This is a genomic window from Blautia sp. JLR.GB0024 (assembly GCF_037000545.1).
Taxonomy (GTDB): domain Bacteria; phylum Bacillota; class Clostridia; order Lachnospirales; family Lachnospiraceae; genus Blautia; species Blautia celeris.
In genome coordinates this window covers 631959-648753 of the sequence record NZ_JBANBF010000001.1, presented here as the reverse complement: position 1 = coordinate 648753, position 16795 = coordinate 631959, and the positions used below count along the sequence as shown (strand labels likewise).

The 16795-nt window shown below is 49.3% G+C and carries 11 protein-coding genes; 7 read left to right on the top strand and 4 right to left on the bottom strand.

Going from position 1 to position 16795, the window contains the following annotated elements:
- Positions 1–5 precede the first annotated feature (5 nt).
- Positions 6–572: a TetR/AcrR family transcriptional regulator gene (locus V8Q34_RS02930; RefSeq protein WP_033140346.1), complete on the top strand. Its 567-nt coding sequence runs from the start codon at positions 6–8 to the stop codon at positions 570–572.
- Positions 573–712: 140 nt separating this feature from the next.
- Entirely contained in the window at positions 713–2482 is a 1770-nt protein-coding gene (locus V8Q34_RS02925) for an oleate hydratase (RefSeq protein ID WP_103732036.1), read from the top strand.
- Between the two features lie 61 nt (positions 2483–2543).
- Here V8Q34_RS02925 and V8Q34_RS02920 read toward each other — a convergent pair whose 3' ends face one another.
- Both V8Q34_RS02920 and V8Q34_RS02915 read right to left on the bottom strand, forming a co-directional pair.
- The gene (locus V8Q34_RS02920; RefSeq protein WP_033140348.1) at positions 2544–4055 is read right to left on the bottom strand and encodes an HAL/PAL/TAL family ammonia-lyase; all 1512 of its coding nucleotides are present in this window, start codon (positions 4053–4055) and stop codon (positions 2544–2546) included.
- Between the two features lie 75 nt (positions 4056–4130).
- A complete protein-coding gene (locus V8Q34_RS02915) occupies positions 4131–6317 on the bottom strand; it encodes a BTAD domain-containing putative transcriptional regulator (protein ID WP_335834770.1) in 2187 nt (728 codons plus the stop codon).
- 141 nt (positions 6318–6458) lie between these two features.
- On the opposite strand from V8Q34_RS02915, the gene V8Q34_RS02910 reads away from it, so the two are divergent.
- From V8Q34_RS02910 to V8Q34_RS02900, 3 genes are read left to right on the top strand one after another with little or no spacing between them, the layout of a single operon-like run.
- A complete protein-coding gene (locus V8Q34_RS02910) occupies positions 6459–6950 on the top strand; it encodes a (2Fe-2S)-binding protein (RefSeq protein WP_335834769.1) in 492 nt (163 codons plus the stop codon).
- Positions 6937–9183 carry a xanthine dehydrogenase family protein molybdopterin-binding subunit gene (locus V8Q34_RS02905; RefSeq protein WP_335834768.1) on the top strand — a complete coding sequence of 749 codons (2247 nt, stop codon included), beginning with the start codon at positions 6937–6939 and terminating at the stop codon, positions 9181–9183. The genes V8Q34_RS02910 and V8Q34_RS02905 overlap by 14 nt, the downstream gene beginning before the upstream one ends.
- A gap of 12 nt (positions 9184–9195) precedes the next feature.
- The gene (locus V8Q34_RS02900; protein ID WP_335834767.1) at positions 9196–10158 is read left to right on the top strand and encodes an FAD binding domain-containing protein; all 963 of its coding nucleotides are present in this window, start codon (positions 9196–9198) and stop codon (positions 10156–10158) included.
- 73 nt (positions 10159–10231) lie between these two features.
- Here V8Q34_RS02900 and V8Q34_RS02895 read toward each other — a convergent pair whose 3' ends face one another.
- Together V8Q34_RS02895 and V8Q34_RS02890 are read right to left on the bottom strand one after the other, a co-directional pair.
- Positions 10232–11641: a GntR family transcriptional regulator gene (locus tag V8Q34_RS02895; RefSeq protein WP_335834766.1), complete on the bottom strand. Its 1410-nt coding sequence runs from the start codon at positions 11639–11641 to the stop codon at positions 10232–10234.
- 107 nt (positions 11642–11748) lie between these two features.
- Positions 11749–14919 carry a response regulator gene (locus V8Q34_RS02890; RefSeq protein WP_335834765.1) on the bottom strand — a complete coding sequence of 1057 codons (3171 nt, stop codon included), beginning with the start codon at positions 14917–14919 and terminating at the stop codon, positions 11749–11751.
- Positions 14920–15162: 243 nt separating this feature from the next.
- Here V8Q34_RS02890 and V8Q34_RS02885 point away from each other — a divergent pair, with 243 nt between their 5' ends.
- Positions 15163–16029, top strand: a complete 867-nt coding sequence (locus V8Q34_RS02885) for an RNA polymerase sigma factor (protein ID WP_148391483.1) — start codon at positions 15163–15165, stop codon at positions 16027–16029.
- The gene (locus tag V8Q34_RS02880) at positions 16030–16716 is read left to right on the top strand and encodes a DUF2461 domain-containing protein (RefSeq protein ID WP_148391484.1); all 687 of its coding nucleotides are present in this window, start codon (positions 16030–16032) and stop codon (positions 16714–16716) included.
- The last annotated feature ends 79 nt before the right edge of the window (positions 16717–16795 follow it).

Below are 16795 nucleotides of genomic sequence, written 5' to 3'. Positions count from 1 at the left end.
GGAATATGTCGCAGACTACCAAGAGGGCCCTTGCCCAGTCCCTGAAACATCTGATGGAACAAAAACCCCTGGAAAAGATAACCGTGGTGGACATTTCGGAAGACTGCGGTGTGAACCGCCAGACCTTTTACTACCACTTTCAGGATATCTATGACCTGATCGAATGGATCTACATCAATGAGGCAGAAAAACGGCTGGGGGAAAAGACCACATATGACACCTGGCAGGAAGGCTTTCTTCAAATCCTCTCCTATATACTGAACAACCGGAATTTTGTCAGGAACACATATCATTCTGTCAGCCGGGAATACCTGGAACATTTTCTCTTTCAGCAAATGTACCGCCTCCTGCTGGGCGTTATCGAGGAAAAAGCAGAGGATATGGCTGTCCGGGACGCGGACAAACAGTTCATTGCGGACTTTTACAAATACGCCTTTGTGGGTCTGGTCTGTGAATGGATCGAGAACGGCATGAAGGAAAAACCGGAGGCCATGACTGACCGCTTAAGCCTCTTAGTCCACGGCACCATCACCGGGGCGTTGGAACGGTTCCGGACAGATAAAAAACATTAATCTTTTATACACTTTATGCGCAGTGTCAAAACTTTTGACACTGCGCATTTTCTGTTTATAGCATTCTTTTCTCTCTCCGTTTATAGTAAAGACAGATAAAAAAACAAATAATGATTCCTATCAAACAAGGAGGTATTCATATGTATTACAGCAATGGAAATTATGAAGCATTCGCACACCCGGTAAAGCCTGAGGGCGTTGACCGTAAATCCGCATATCTGGTCGGTTCCGGACTGGCTTCCCTGGCAGCCGCCTGTTTTCTGGTGAGGGACGGGCAGATGAAAGGGGAACACATCCACATTCTGGAGGAGTTGTCCCTGCCCGGCGGCGCCTGTGACGGCATTCATGATGCCCAGAAAGGTTTTATCATCCGGGGCGGCCGTGAGATGGAAAACCATTTTGAGTGCCTCTGGGACCTGTTCCGCTCCATCCCTTCCCTGGAAACAGAGGATGCGTCTGTGCTGGATGAATTCTACTGGCTGAATAAAAAGGATCCAAACTACTCTCTCATGCGTGTCACCGAGAACAGAGGTGAGGATGCCCACACAGACAATAAATTCGCCCTCAGTGACAAAGCCGCCATGGAGATCATGCAGCTCTTCTTCACAAAGGATGAAGACCTGTACGACAAAAAGATAAATGATGTCTTTACAGAGGAGTTTTTCAAGTCCAACTTCTGGCTCTACTGGAGAACCATGTTTGCCTTTGAGGACTGGCACAGCGCCCTGGAGATGAAGCTGTATATCCAGCGTTTCATCCATCACATCGGCGGCCTTCCCGACCTGTCCGCCCTGAAGTTTACCAAGTATAACCAGTATGAATCCCTGATCCTCCCCATGGTAAAATATCTGGAAGCCCACGGGGTCCACTTCCAGTATGACACCAGAGTGACCAATGTGATCTTTGACATCACTCCGGAGAAAAAGGCTGCGCGGAAAATTCTGATGATCCATAATGGGCAGGAGGAGTGCATTGACCTGCTGGACGACGACCTGGTCTTCGTCACCAACGGAAGCTGCACGGAGAACTCCAGCCTGGGAGATGATGACCATGCCCCTGTGTTAAACGACACTCCCGGCGGATGCTGGGAACTGTGGAAGAACATAGCGGCCCAGGATCTCTCCTTCGGCAATCCCGACAAGTTCTGCAGTGAGACAGACAAAACCACCTGGGAATCCGCCACAGTCACCACACTGGATGACAGGATCCCGCCCTATATCCAAAAAGTCTGCAAACGTGACCCCTTCAGCGGCAAAGTGGTGACCGGAGGCATTGTGACCTGTAAGGACTCCTCCTGGCTCATGAGCTATACCCTGAACCGCCAGCCCCATTTTAAAGAACAGCCAAAAGACCAGCTTGTAGTCTGGGTCTACGGCCTGTTCACGGATGTTCCCGGGGATTATGTGAAAAAGCCCATGCGGGAATGTACCGGAAGAGAGATCACGGAGGAATGGCTGTACCATCTGGGCGTTCCCGTGGAGGAGATACCGGATATGGCAGCTAACTCCGCCCGCTGCATTCCCTGCATGATGCCCTATATCACAGCCTTCTTCATGCCCAGAACAGCAGGTGACAGACCCAAGGTAGTACCGGAAGGATGTGTGAACTTCGCATTTATCGGTCAGTTCGCGGATACAGTAAGAGATACGGTATTCACCACAGAATACTCTGTGCGGACAGCCATGGAGGCGGTCTACACCCTTCTGGATGTGGACCGGGGTGTTCCGGAAGTCTACGCCTCCTGCTATGACATCCGCGCGCTTCTGGATGCCACTTCAAAAATGCTGGACGGTAAGAAAGCTATCGAGATGAAAGTGCCCTGGATCATGAAGCTGGTGGAAAAGAAAGCCCTGCGGAAGATCTCCGGCACTGTGATCGAAGATTTGCTGAAAGAATACAACGTTATATAAGACAGGCAGGAGGCAGGTGAATCCATCACCTGCCTCCTGTTTTCCCTGCCGCTTCACAGGACTATAGCCATCCTCCTGCCTTCAGCAGTGTATTATTTTTTACCGCCTCGTAAGAATTCTGAATATCCACGGACAGCTTCCTGTCCCGATCCAGAAACGGAACGATCTTCCGGTACTCCCTGAATGCCTTTCCGGAACATTTCCCCAGCTTATAATTTCTCCTGAGATCTACCGCCTGGGCAGCGTGCATCAGCTCCATTCCCAGAATATATCTCAGATTATCCACAATCTGAAAGGACTTTTCCAATGCCAGAACCGCGTTGGAAGCATGGTCCTCAATATACCCGGACAATGCCAGGAAATCCATGGAAGAAGGATTTGCCAGAGACCGGTTCTCTGTGTCCAGAGAGGTAAACGTCTTCTGGATCGTGGAATATCCGATGACCGTCTTGCCCCCGTCAGGAGATAAAAACCGGGGAAGCCCTGTAAAATCAGGGTCAGCCAGCTTCAATATCCTGTGGCACGCACCCTTTGACATATGGTTCAGGGCTATATTCAGCATCTCTGCCTTCAGCACCAGATTCAGAGGCTCAAAATTACAGCTCACGGATACCCGCCCCTCATCAGGAAGGACACAGGGATTGTCATCCGAGTGGTTCAGATGCTGCTCAAGGCTCATCTCCAGCAGTCTGATGCATTCCAGTATGGACCCGTTTATAAAAGCGGAATCCCTGAAGCTTAAGGGGTCCTGGAGTGCCTTGCCCTCTGTGCCGTCAAAGAGATAGCTGCCCTCCAGCATAGCCAGACATTCCCGGGCGCATTCCGTCTGTTCCGGAAATCCCTTTGCCTCTGTCACACTTTTGTCAAGCTGCTGGATCTGTCCGTTCAGTCCCTCCAGGCCAATGCAGTAGATAAGATTGGAGTTGGCTGTCAGCTCTTTTACCTCTTTCAGAAGAAGGGCTGTCATGGCCGCCGCCTGAGAGTTGGAGGACACGATTCCGAGACCGTCCTTCGGGCCGAGGACCAGCGGCTTCAGTCCTTCCGTTTCCATGGCTTTCAGGCTGTCTGTGGGCCGGCCTTTATAGAGCACATCATTTTCTCCGATCATGGACATGCCGATCATGGCATTGACCGCCAGGTCAGCTTCCCCCACAGAACTCCTTCTGGGAACCAGGGGATGTATCCTCTTATTCAGGAAATCCCTGTAGCGCTCCAGCACCTCCGTGGAAAGCCCTGCACAGCCATACAGAGCTGTGTTCAGGCGGATCAGCATGACAGCCCGTATTTCCTCCTCCGTACAATACGGAGGTACGCAAAGAGAATGGGAACGCAGAAGGTTTTTATTATACTGGTCAAAATACTCATTGTAGACTTTCCTATCCTTGTTCCATCCTACCCCTCTGTTTGTCCCGTAAACAGGCGTTTCCGAGTCCACCATCCGGTATAGGACATGCTTTGCCTTTTCCGCCCGTTTCAAAGCCTCCTCTGAGATTTCCACACAGGCCCCGTCATATACCACCTCATAAATCTGGTCCAAGGTGAGGCTGTTTCCATCCAAAATAATTTTCTCCATCGTGTTCTCTCCCATTCTGCCAGCACTGCCGTGCTGTTTTTCTGAAAATATAAGATATTTCCATCTAAATTTTGTTTAAAAAATGCAGAATTGGTCAAGATATTTTCTTTCCCATAGGGATGGGATTTTTGCCTGTTCTTCTTTTTCACTAAATGCCTGTCTGCTTTCTTCCAGCCTCTTCCTGCACCTGCAGGGACAGGCGCTGCTCTTGGTGATCAGACTGATAATCCTGATGTAAAGACATCGTTCAAAGGGGTCCCTGCTGTATACAGCAGACTGCCCGGCTTTTTCCAGGTACACTGCCCCGCCCTCAAAGTCTCCCTTTCTGAATAACAGAACCGCTTCATAAGAATAGGCACTGCTTCTTTTAAACATTACGTGGAGATGTTCAAAGCTCTGCACAGCGGCTTTTATATACCGCTCCGCCATCTTGTCATTTCCTGTATCAAACAGTCCTTTCCCCATATGAAGGTAGAGCAGGGTCTTGCCGCTGATATTATGGACATTGGCGTTGATATCCAGAGATTTTCTATAGTATTCCATGGCACTGTCATAATCCTTTGTCAGCCTGCCGATCTCCCCAAGCCAGCTGTATGCCACCGCAGCATTGGCCCCCCATTCCTCTGCCCACTCTTTACTCAGGAATATCTCTGCTGCCTGAAGCAGCTCCTGACGGCCTTTTTCCATTTCCCCTTTAAGGATATAGCCAATTCCCAAAAGCCGCTTCCAGAATCCCTGTTCCGCAGATGTATCAGCCGCCCGATTCACACCCTCACGGCTCAGACAAAGCAGTTCGTCTGCCTGGTAAGTGTCCATACAGATAAATGCCTTCTGCTTCAGAATCTCTTCTGTTATGCCCTGCAGCTCCTCCAGCAGCCTGATGTATTCCCAGGATCTTTCGTAGTCCGGTATCTTCACATAAGACTGCACCAACATGGTCAGATAAAGCTCCAGCCGGTCCTTTTCAAAGCTCTCCGGGTTGACAGACTCTTTATATGCTTCCACATATTTTTCCATCTGTTCATAGATGAATGCAATCTGCTTTTTATTATTGAGGTAGGTTTCCGTATTATACATCACATCATAATTGTGCAGCACCGGAAAATACTGGTGGGCGATCGTCAGATATCTGCTCAGATATTCTTTCAGGTAAAAATCTGATTTTTCTCTGTCCTGGCTCTTAAAATAGTGGTAGCTGATCTTAGGCAGAATATCCTCATTTTTCCCCAGAAAAAACTGCTTTTCAAACCGCTTCGCCATGAGTCTGTGGAGACTCTTTTTCTTTGTCAGGCTGAGGCTTTCATATACCCTTTTCCTCTCCTCCTCAAGCGGAAAGGAATAATAAATTCTGCCGGACTCCTCCTCCTCCTGAATGATACCCCGGCGGACAAGAGATTCGATTCCCTCCACAAACAGGTCTTCCTCAATATCGGAAAAATATTTTAATTTTCTGTATTCCGCCCTGTCACAGAACATGGATATCCATTTAAGCAGGGTTTCACATATTTCTGACTGGATTTCCTGCTTGTATAACCTCGGCTTTTCTCCCTCGGGTACACTTTTCCTCTCTTTTGCGCTGCTGATTTTCTGCCACAGCCTTGTTATCTCCTCTCCGGGCACCTCATCCAGCTCCTGTTCCAATATATACTTAAGCTCCCGGTAAACCATTTCCGCACGGTTTTCCTGGCCTTCTTTTTCGTATAATCTCATGAGAAGCTGATAGTATTTTTCGCAGAACTCATCCATGGAAATGAGATTTTTGCATATCTCCTCACACAAATCCAATCTGCATTTCTCTCCGGCCAATTCCTCCTCTGCCAGGGAATAAATTTTCTCTGCAGTCTCAACTCTTTTCTGACGTATAAAACTTTCAAACTGGCTGCTCTCTTTTACTTCAAAATGATCCAAATACCAGAAATTTTCCTTACCGGAAAGGATTTCAAGATCCCCTTTCATCTCTTCCAGATCAATCCACAGATCCGCCTCCGGGTTGATCTTAAGCTGCTGCCTTCCGTCTGTGATCAGAAAATCCTTCCCAAAGGCTTTTCTGATATGATAAAGGGCATTTCTGTAGTTTCTGTTGGCCTTTTCTTCGTCATATTTGTCTCCCCAAAAGATGTCTTCCAAAATCTGCTTATTTTCATACCCTTTGGTGACCAGATAATAAAACATGCCCTCAGCTCTTCCATAAGGAAACAAATATCTTTTCTTATTTATATAAACTCTGGGGGGTCCTAAAAGAAAAACTTCTACTTTCTCCATGCCATCCTCTCCCTTTTTGTTTTGCACACTCCTTTTATTTATCATAGGCAGACAGAGGCGATTAGTCAACAACACTTTTTTAACAAAACTTCAACAAATATATTCCATAATAGAAATAAAAAAGCAGGAGGTATCCGTTCTATGAATTATTTTACTATTACTCTCACCATCAACCGGGAAACCATGGTTTTTTCCGTCACGGAGGAAGACACGCTTCTCGATGTCATCCGTGAAAAAGCAGGGCTTACGGGCACCAAACAGGGATGCGGCTGCGAACAATGCGGAGCCTGTACCGTGCTTTTAAACCACAAGGCTGTAAATTCCTGCTGTATACTGGCGCTGCAGGCAGACAATGGGGTAATTGAAACCATTGAGGGCCTGGAATCATCGGAAAAACTTCATCCCATTCAGCAGGCTTACATAGAAGAAGGTGCTATACAGTGCGGATTCTGCACACCGGGCATGATCATGTCCACAAAAGCGCTTTTGGATCAGGTTCCAAACCCTGATACTTCCCAGATTCGGAGTGCGCTCTCCGGAAATATATGCAGATGCACCGGCTATACCAAAATTGAGGCAGCCGTAAAAAATGCAGCCCGGAAATTAGAGGAGGTATCCCATGAATCCATATAAAATCGCAGCACACAAAATCCCAAGACACGAATCTGCCGCAAAAGTTACCGGAAAAGCTCTTTATACCGAAGATCTTTCCCTGCCTAAAATGGTTTACGGCATGATCATCCGAAGCCCTCACGCCCACGCACAGGTAACACACATTGATCTGACGGAAGCGGAAAAAACCGAAGGATACATAGGGGCCCTTCTTCCGTGGGAAGTTCCCGATACCTTTTATAACTGCTCCGGAACTCCTCCGTCCCCGCTGCTTATGAAGGATGAGAAGGTACTCACCACGCATCCCCTCTGTGTAGGAGACCGTATCCTGGCGATTGCAGCCCGTACGCCCCAAGCGCTTTTAAAAGCAGCGAAAGCTGTGCAGATCAGCTACAACGTTCTGCCTTCCGTACATACCATAAAGGACGCTTTAAGGAAGGATGCTGCCCCCATCCAGCCTCATATCTCCAAAAACAATATCCTGGCCGTAAGAGAAGCCTGTATGGGCGATACCCAAAAAGGCTTTGAAGAGGCTGACTATATTTTTGAGGATGACTTCCACACTCCGGCCACACAGCATGTGGCTATGGAACCTACCTCCTGTATCTGTGATTTTTCCGACGGCAGGACATTAAATATCTGGAGCAACTCCCAGACCCCTTACCAGGAACGCAGGATCCTGGCAGAACTGTTTCAGATGGAAGAAAATGACATCCGTATTGTGAAGCCTGTTATGGGCGGAGGCTTCGGCGCCAGGCAGCAGCTCCATAACCAGCCAGCCGCTGCCCTGCTGTCAAAAAAGATACGAAGGCCGGTAAAACTCATTAACACCAGGGAGGAAGAGATGTACGCCTCTGTTGTCCGCCACGAGATGCAGACACATTTAAAATTCGGTGTGACAAAACAAGGGATTTTGACTGCTTTCCAGACAGAGTTTTATCTGAACGCAGGCCCTTACACCACCCACACTCCCACCATTGTGGCTGCAGCCAGCAGAAAATTCCAGTACAGGATTCCCAACTACCTCTTTAACGGGTACACTGTAGCTACCAACGGCCCCACTGCAGGCGCCTTTAGGGGGTATGGCAATTCACAGCTCACCTTCGGGCGGGAGCTGATGATGAGCCGGATCGCCAGAAGGCTGCACCTGGATCCTGTGGATTTCCGGCTGCGCAACCACGTCAAGACCGGTGAGAAGTTCCCCGCTGCTGCCTCCGCTGTCACAAGCTGCGGTATTGAAAAATGTGCCCGCCGCTGCCAGGAGATCCGGCGGGAGATCGACGAAAAAGAAGGTCTGGCAGATAATGAGGATATCCGGCAGGCATGGGGCGTATCCTTTGCCTGCCATGGCTCCGGCCCCTCCTCCAAGGAGGGTATGAGCTCTGCCGTCATACTGGTAAGCGATGACGGCGGCATCCGCCTGATAACCGGTTCTGCCGATATCGGACAGGGCAGTGAAACCATGCTTTCCCAGATTGCCGCGGAGTGTCTGGGCATTCCCCTTTCCCATGTTAAGATCACAGCGGCTGATACAGGCATTACCCCTTACGATACAGGAACCTTCGGCAGTTCCCAGACGTATGTAAGCGGAAATGCTGTAGTGCTGGCCTGTCAGGACGTGATCCAAAAACTGACGGATGCTTTATCAGACTGTTATGACAGCGCAGATATTACGTTCGGGGAGGATAAAAAATTCCATATTCCTTCCGAAAATTTGTGTCTGACCTTAGAGGAGGCTGCCCATCAGGTAGTATTCGGTATAAAAGGAGCCGTGATCATCGGAAACTCCAGCTATAAAGCAAAAGAAAGTCCCAATCCCTTTGCTGTCTGTATGGTAAAAGCGGAATACGAAAAGAAGACCAACAGCATTATCCTGCGGCACGTGATCGAGGTGGTGGATGTGGGCACCCCCATTAATCCCCTCACAGTCATCGGCCAGATTGAGGGCGGTGTGGCACAGGGTGTGGGCTACGCTCTGACAGAGGCTTTGGAACACAGCCGCCATGCAGGCAAGGTGATCTCTTCAGACCTATTGACATACCGGGTCCCCCTCATATGCGATATGCCTGAAATCCACGGAGAATATATAGAAAATTTTGAACCCACCGGCCCTCTCGGCGCCAAAAGTGTAGGCGAGCTGACCACCGTACCCGTAGCACCTGCCATCGCAGATGCCGTATCCCAGGCATCCGGCAGAGAGATCAATAAAATACCACTGTCTGAATTTTTTTTCATAAAACCAAACAAAAAGTAAGGAGCGATGACCATGTATTATAAACCGAAGACATTGAAAGATGCGCTGTCCTGCCTCTCTTCAGAATCCCCTGTCATCCTTGCCGGCGGAACCGATCTTATGCCGCTTGTAAAAAATGACTTAAAGCCCTCCGGAAACTATATGGATATCACCCACATTCCGGACCTCTGTGCCGTGCAGAAGACATCCGAGGGCTGGTTTCTGGGTGCTGCCGTCACCATAAACGGGCTTTTGGAAAACGCTGCCCTCTGCGGTACCTATCCCGCTCTTGCCCGGGCTCTCAGCGTCACGGCATCCCCGCAGATAAGGAATATGGGAACCATAGGGGGAAATATCCTTCAGGACAGGCGCTGTCTTTATTTTAACCAGTCTGCCTGCTGGAGAAGCAGCATAGAAAAATGCTTTAAGACAGGGGGAACCCTGTGCCACCAGATTCCCAACTCGCCTGTGTGCCGCGCCCTTTATTACTCGGACCTGGCTCCTGTTCTGCTCCTCTATGAGGCTCAGGCCCGGATGATTAAAAATGGGGAAAAACAGCAGGTTCCCATAGAGACTTTCCTTCACGACCATACCGTCAGAAACGGAACCACGGAAAGGCCGGATTTTCTTCTTGAAGGTTTCTTTCTCCCCTTCCCCCGGAAGGGATACCGAAGCAGCTTTGAAAAGATCAGCATAAGAGGCTCTGTTGATTTTCCTACTGTCCATTTTGCGGGCGCCTTTCATCCGGAGACAAGGGATACACGGCTGTTTGCAGGCGCCGTGGCTGAATCTCCCGTAGAACTCAGTGATACGGAGGCTTTTATCAAAGCCAATCAAAATGCCGGCCTTGACCAGACAACGGATACGGCAGTAAAAGAACTGCTTGCCAGGGCAAGACTGATCAAAGAAGCCACCATCTCCGTAAAAGTAAAAAAAGATTCCTTTCAGAATATCCGCACTTTGCTTAAGACTTTGATCTGTCAGCCGGAACCATAAGCTCCCGAATCTTTGTATACAAAAGCAGAGGGCAGATGAAAACTTTCATCTGCCCTCTGCTTTCCATTCCGGATCATTCCTCTTTTTCTGCCGTCAGGTGTCTTTCCAGCCTGAAACGCATAATTTCCTCCTCATGCTTTAAAAGGGATTCCCATTCCAGGGAAAACGCTTCATAATCCTTTCTGACCAGTTCTTCGGCAGCCCTCTGGATCCGTTCTTCATATTCCTCATGCAGGGAACGCTCCTGCAGCCTCAGCATGGTGAAGGGATATCCCCAGGCAAGCATCTCTCTCATTTTCCCGTAACACTCCCGCACAATGGAGAGAGGACACTTTTCCTCAATGAAAAACAGGCATGTTTCAAAGGAATAAAAGCTCTTTCCCTTCCTCTGCATCTTGACAAACGCCTCCTCCAGCCAGAGTCTGTCCTCCTCGCTGGTATGCTGCAGCGTATAATAAGAGATTCGGCGTATGGTGAGAGCCAGTATCTGCAGGCTTTCCAGATACAGACGCATACTTTCCCTGATCTCCGGTCTGGAAAAGTCCATGGACCGCACGATTTTGCAGATCTGTGTTCCTTTTCCCTGATAGGATTTTGTCAGTCCCAGACTGTTCAGAAGGCTTAAAGTACGGCGCACCGTGCTGACAGATACGTCGTATATCTCCGCCATCTTAGGCAGAGACGGCAGATAATCCCCCGCAGTATACACACCCCGGTTGATATCCCTGATCACCAGAGACACCATGGTATAGCAGAGCTGCGGCCGCTGTCTGTAGATACTGCAATAAAAGGGGACCTGCTCTGCCCCTTCCGGAAATACCGCCTTTTCATGCTGCCGCAGAAACGCCTTGATATCCTTCACCGCGTCAAAATAAAACGCAGCGTACTGTTCATGCAGCCAGGTCACCACCTGTTCCCTGTTATTCTCCGTACCGGTATAGCGCGCCGCTTCTTTTTCTTCCCGGTTCACCAGATAGGGGAATCGTACATAGCCAATGATCTCCCAGTAGAAATTCAGGGCCATCCCATTGCCCATGCCGTGAAGCACCAGATAATAAAATTTCACCGGCATGGACACCGCGCCGCTTAAGGGGGATGAAAGCGCATCCATAAACCACTGCCACTCCTTTTCGCCGCATTTACGGACACCCTCCTGCCAGAGAGGCTCTAACAGGAGTTTCCCTGATTCACACAGCTCCTGGATACCTGCCTCCCTTGGAGCGAAATACTTCACCGCATTTTTCCTAAGCTCCTCCGGGGTGGTCTTGTAAATGACTTTCGCCGTTTTTCTGGCATCTACCCGGATCAATCCCTTCTTCTCAAGCAAAGTGAGCGCGTTTCTCACCGTCGCGGGAGCCATCTGGAAAACATCACAGATTCTGTTGATGGACGGCAGGCTCTCCCCGTATCTATAATATCCAAAAAGGATCCTGGCTTCATAATATTCATAAACCAGTCTGTAAATTCCACTTTCAAGCAACATAATTCTTCACCTCAATGGACTATTCTACCATAAATCCCTGCCGTCTGCAAACAGGCGGGACAGACTTAAAAACACCTCCGGGACAGTGGTGTGTGAACATGTGCCCCCTATTCTTCCTTTCTGAAGATAAAGTCATACAAGGTTTGAAAAAGCCTTGCCGGGTCTATGGGTTTTGCCAGATGGGCATTCATGCCGGCAGCCTTGCTCTTCTCAATATCATCGTCAAAGGCATTGGCTGTCATGGCAATGATCGGAATGGTCCTGGCATCCGTATTGCTGAGATGGCGGATATTGGTAGCTGTCGTCAGGCCGTCCATGAGGGGCATCCGGATATCCATCAAAATGGCATCATAATAGCCTTTCTCGGATTTGCTGAACAGCTCCAGGGCGCGCAGGCCATTCTCCGCCGTATCCACAGTAAAGCCCTTTCCCTCCAGCAGCATAACCGCGATCTCTGTGTTCAGGGGATGGTCTTCTGCCAGAAGCACACGTTTCCCTGTGAAGTTATAGTCCATGTCCGCTTCTTTTTTCTCTTCCTTCTCCTCATCCTTTTTCCCCAGTGCCCTGGAGAACGCAGAGATCAGGGAGGATTTGAACATGGGCTTGCTGATGAGCAGATTCACACCGGCCATCTTTGCCTCATGTTCAATGGAACTCCAGTCATATGCCGTCATAATGATGATTGTCACCTCAGGCCCTACAATGCTGCGGATACGCCGGGCTGTCTCAATCCCGTCCATCTCCGGCATTTTCCAGTCTATGAGTATCATGTCAAAATATTTTCCGTCATTCCACAGGTTCTTTACCCGGTTCACTGCCTTTAAGCCGCTGTCCGCCCACTCCGCAGATATTCCCATTTCCTTCAGGGTGACCATGGCGCTCTCACAGACTGCCACGTCGTCATCCACAACCAGAGTTTTGAGGTGGGAGAAATTGTAGTTCTGCTTCCTCTGGTTGTGATGCAGTTTCTCCTCCTCTGTGATTCCGAGTTTCACATCCACTGTAAATTCAGAGCCGATTCCTTTGATAGAACGGATTATGATACGCCCGTCCATCATATCCACAATGTTTTTGGATATGGCAAGCCCAAGCCCTGTCCCTCCGTAAAGGGCAGTCGTCCCTGTACTCTCCTGGGAAAATGGTTCAAATATATGGGGAATAAATTCCTCATTCATCCCCACTCCGGTGTCATTGATGACAAAGCGGAGGACCGCATCGTTTTTCGTCCTGCGCATCTGGGCCGCCGAAAAGGTCACTTTTCCGCCCTCTCCGGTAAATTTAATGGCATTGGAAAGGATATTGATGAGCACCTGCTGCAGCTTCATGGCATCTCCCATGTAATAGTCGTCCAGCACCGGGTCCACAATACACTCGTAATCCACGCCCTTGGCGGCTGCCTGGGCATGGCAGATGGAGTTGATCCCGTTTAGAAATTCCTCTGTGGGTATCTTCTCATTTTTCAGCAGCATCTTGCCGCTCTCGATTCGGCTCATATCCAGAATATCATTGATCAGGGACAGAAGGAACCGGGACGATATGCCGATCTTGGCAATGCAGTCTGCCACCTGCTCATCATCCCCTATGGACTGGGCCGCAATGGTGCTCATGCCGATGATGGCATTCATGGGTGTGCGGATCTCGTGGCTCATACGGGAGAGAAAATCCGACTTGGCCGCATTTGCCTGCTCCGCGGCAACCAGGGCTGCCGCCATCTCCTCCTTCTGCCGCTGCTCCTGGCGCACCACGTCTGTCACATCTGTTCTGGCCAGACACGCCCGCCCCAGTTCCCTGTCTATATAGAAGACCTCACAGCGCTTGACCCGCTGTTCCCCGGCTTCATTTTTCATCTCCACAATAAAGGAGTAGGATTCGTTCTCCTCAAGCTGCTCCTCCATATAGCTGTATTCCAAATGCTCCAGATAATATCTGCTGACTTCCTCCTCCATCACCTGCTCTGCCATTTCCTTTACTTCCGCCTGAAAATGCCCGCTCCTGGGAAGTATTCCGTATGCCCGTTCATCAAAGGAGATCAGATGATACCGGTCACGGCGCAGGTCAATGTCAGCGATGAGTTCAAAACCGAGATCTGTTATCTTTTTCAGAAGCTGTTCCTGCATCTTCTGCTCTGTCACGTCAAACGTATAAAAAAAGACAATGATATCACCGGACTGGGGATTCAGGTAGGAGCGGAAGCTGGTATTGCTCCAGAACACGCTTCCGTCTTTTCTTCTCCTCAGAAATTCAAATTTGTAATCCACCTTTCCCGCACTGTAGTCAGCCAGCACTTTCTCTCTGTCAAGGGCACTGCTGATCTTTTCGCCGTACTGCCAGTCCACGGCAGACTGGGCCATATTCTGCACGGTCTCCTCAAAGGTGGCTCCCACATGGGTGATGGCATCATCCAGGGCCGACACATAACTCTCCACACAGTTTTTTGTCACATTCATCCGGCCGCGGAAATTTTTCTCGGAGGATGACAGCTCTGCAAAATAAGCCATCTCCTTTTCAAACAATTCCCTGGACCTTTCCTGGTTCTGCTTTTCCTCTGTGATGTCCACAAATACACAGTAAAAATACTGCTCCCCTGACTTTTCAGTGATGAGCTGGGCCTTAATGGAAATCCATTTGACAGAACCGTCCTTACAGATCAGACGGTTTTCATTATGTATGGTACTGCCGTACTTCAACTGTTCTCTCAGCTTTCCGGCCATAATTTCCAGATCATCGGGATAAATAACAGAAGACATCCTGTTGCCCATAGCGGCAAATTCCTGCCTGGTATAGCCCAGGAACTCAAAAAGACCGTCATTCGCTTCAATGACGGAAAAGAATTCGTCAAACCTGCAGCGGAACACCGCACCCGGAATATTATTATAGATGTGCAGAAGTTCCTCATGGCTTCCTCCTGTATCTGAGAGGCAGATATTCCGAATCTTCCACTGTTCCTCCTTACGTTCCAGTGTAAAATATCCTCCCATCTGCCAGGCATATACTTCACTTTTCAGCTCCAGCCTGCAGAAAAGGCTTAAGAGCACATCACTCAAGGGCTGCTCATATATGACAGTAACTGCCGGATAAAAAGCATGCTCTGCTTTCCCGGTATCTCTGCGGATATAATCCAGCATTTCCTGTTTTCCGTGAGCATATTCTCTGTCACCGGCTCCCACAAAGCGCACGTCACTGTCCAAAAATTCCGCCGCCCTTAAAGGCTCCCCCAGCGCAAACCAGGCATTACAGAATTCTTTTACTGTCTGAGCTGCATCTATTTTCTTTCCCATTTATCCAATCCTCTCATTACAGCAGTCCTCCTGCTGTTTGTCTCTTTTGCCTGTTGGCTTTATCTTAACACTTATCCAAATCATTGTAAACTCTGCATTTCAAGCGCTGCGCCTGCACAGCCTCTTATTGCTTTTTTTCATGGCATCCCCTATCATGGTAAATGATCATGAAGTATAATTTTTTTCACTTTCCCTGTCACAAAACCTTCCGTCCCCTGTCTAACTATATAGGAGGTAAAAAATATGAACATAAAAAATAACGAAGAACTGCCACTGCTGATCGAGAAAGCAACCGCCGGTGATGAGAAATCCCTGGAAACCATTCTGTTAAGCGTACAGGACCTGGTATTCAACCTTTCCCTCAGGATGCTGGGAAGCTTTCCCGACGCCGAGGATGCCGCCCAGGAAATACTGCTGAAGGTCATCACCCATCTCTCCTCCTTCCGGAAAGAGAGTTCCTTCACCACATGGGTCTTTTCTATTGCGTCCAATCATTTGAAAAACTATAAAAATAGCATGTTTGCCCGCCACCCTTTAAGCTTTGAGTTCTACGGCTATGATATTGAAAACGGCAGCGCCCGGGATATTCCCGACCTGACCCAGGACATGGAAAAAGCCGTGCTGGCTGAGGAACTGAAAATGTCCTGTACCAATGTCATGCTGCAGTGCCTTGACACGGAAAGCCGCTGTATCTTTATCCTGGGCACCATGTTCAAAGCGGACAGCCGTATTGCGGGGGAGATTCTGGGCATCACCCCTGAGGCTTACCGGCAGAGGCTCAGACGGGTACGCCGGAAAATGGCTGATTTTCTGGAAGAATACTGCGGAGAATACGGACATGGAACATGCCGCTGCAAAGACAGGGTCAGCTATGCCATTCAAAACCACCGCCTCAATCCCTCCAGGACCGAATATACCTCCTCCGAGGAAATCCCGCAGGAGACACTTGTGGATGTAAAAAATGCCATGGAGGACATCGACGGCCTGGCGGACAGGTTCCGCTTCTGGAAGGCTTACAGATCGCCGGACCATGCAAAGCGCTTCATCCGGGATTTTCTCAGATCCACACAGATATCCATAGTCAATAACAGTGAAAGGGAGGAAGCATAGATGGACATCACCTGTATTCTTGATTATCTCACACATCTGGAACAAAATAACAGCCGTGAATGGTACCACGCCCACAAGGAGGAATACAAAACCGCAAGTGCCGGGTTCGAGGCACTGATCCGGGAACTCATTTTCCGGCTTGGCGAGACTGACAGCAGCATTCTGCACCTTGAACCGAAGGACCTGACGTTCAGGCTTACCAGGGATACCCGTTTCAGCCATGACAAATCCCCTTACAATACTGCCTTCCGGGCCCATATAGGCCCTATGGGCAAACTGCCGGTTCCGGTGGGATATTACCTTATGATAAAACCCGGCGGAAGGTCTTTTTTAGGCGGCGGACTGTTCGCTGACATGTTCAAGGACGCCACTGCCATGGTAAGAGATTACATAGCAGAACACCCTGACCAGTGGGAGGCTGTGATCACGGCTCCCGCCTTTGCAGAATCCTTCACCGTCCTCGGCACTTCACTGAAAAATGTACCGGCCGGTTACGACAAGACACATCCCCAGGCCCAATACCTGAAATACAAAAGCTGGTATCTGGAATATCCAATCAGCGACGCGCTTCTGTGCTCCGGAGAGAAGTTTACAGAACTGGCAGCCCGGGTGTTTACACAGATGCAGCCCTTCAATCGTTTTCTGAACACCGCCCTTGCGGATTTTAAAATGCCGGAAAGACCGTAACTTTGAGCTGCAATGAAAAAAGGAGAATCCCTTCTTCCGTACCACGGACAGCAGGCTCTCCTTTTTTCATACCGTGCGT

What these genes read in the sequence shown, in the direction of transcription:
- V8Q34_RS02925 (WP_103732036.1), top strand. Translation starts at nt 713, where the DNA reads ATGTATTACAGCAATGGAAATTATGAAGCATTCGCACACCCGGTAAAG.
- V8Q34_RS02915 (WP_335834770.1), bottom strand. Translation starts at nt 6,317, where the DNA reads ATGGAGAAAGTAGAAGTTTTTCTTTTAGGACCCCCCAGAGTTTATATA.
- V8Q34_RS02885 (WP_148391483.1), top strand. Translation starts at nt 15,163, where the DNA reads ATGAACATAAAAAATAACGAAGAACTGCCACTGCTGATCGAGAAAGCA.
- V8Q34_RS02895 (WP_335834766.1), bottom strand. Translation starts at nt 11,641, where the DNA reads ATGTTGCTTGAAAGTGGAATTTACAGACTGGTTTATGAATATTATGAA.
- V8Q34_RS02880 (WP_148391484.1), top strand. Translation starts at nt 16,030, where the DNA reads ATGGACATCACCTGTATTCTTGATTATCTCACACATCTGGAACAAAAT.
- V8Q34_RS02930 (WP_033140346.1), top strand. Translation starts at nt 6, where the DNA reads ATGTCGCAGACTACCAAGAGGGCCCTTGCCCAGTCCCTGAAACATCTG.
- V8Q34_RS02900 (WP_335834767.1), top strand. Translation starts at nt 9,196, where the DNA reads ATGTATTATAAACCGAAGACATTGAAAGATGCGCTGTCCTGCCTCTCT.
- V8Q34_RS02890 (WP_335834765.1), bottom strand. Translation starts at nt 14,919, where the DNA reads ATGGGAAAGAAAATAGATGCAGCTCAGACAGTAAAAGAATTCTGTAAT.
- V8Q34_RS02905 (WP_335834768.1), top strand. Translation starts at nt 6,937, where the DNA reads ATGAATCCATATAAAATCGCAGCACACAAAATCCCAAGACACGAATCT.
- V8Q34_RS02910 (WP_335834769.1), top strand. Translation starts at nt 6,459, where the DNA reads ATGAATTATTTTACTATTACTCTCACCATCAACCGGGAAACCATGGTT.
- V8Q34_RS02920 (WP_033140348.1), bottom strand. Translation starts at nt 4,055, where the DNA reads ATGGAGAAAATTATTTTGGATGGAAACAGCCTCACCTTGGACCAGATT.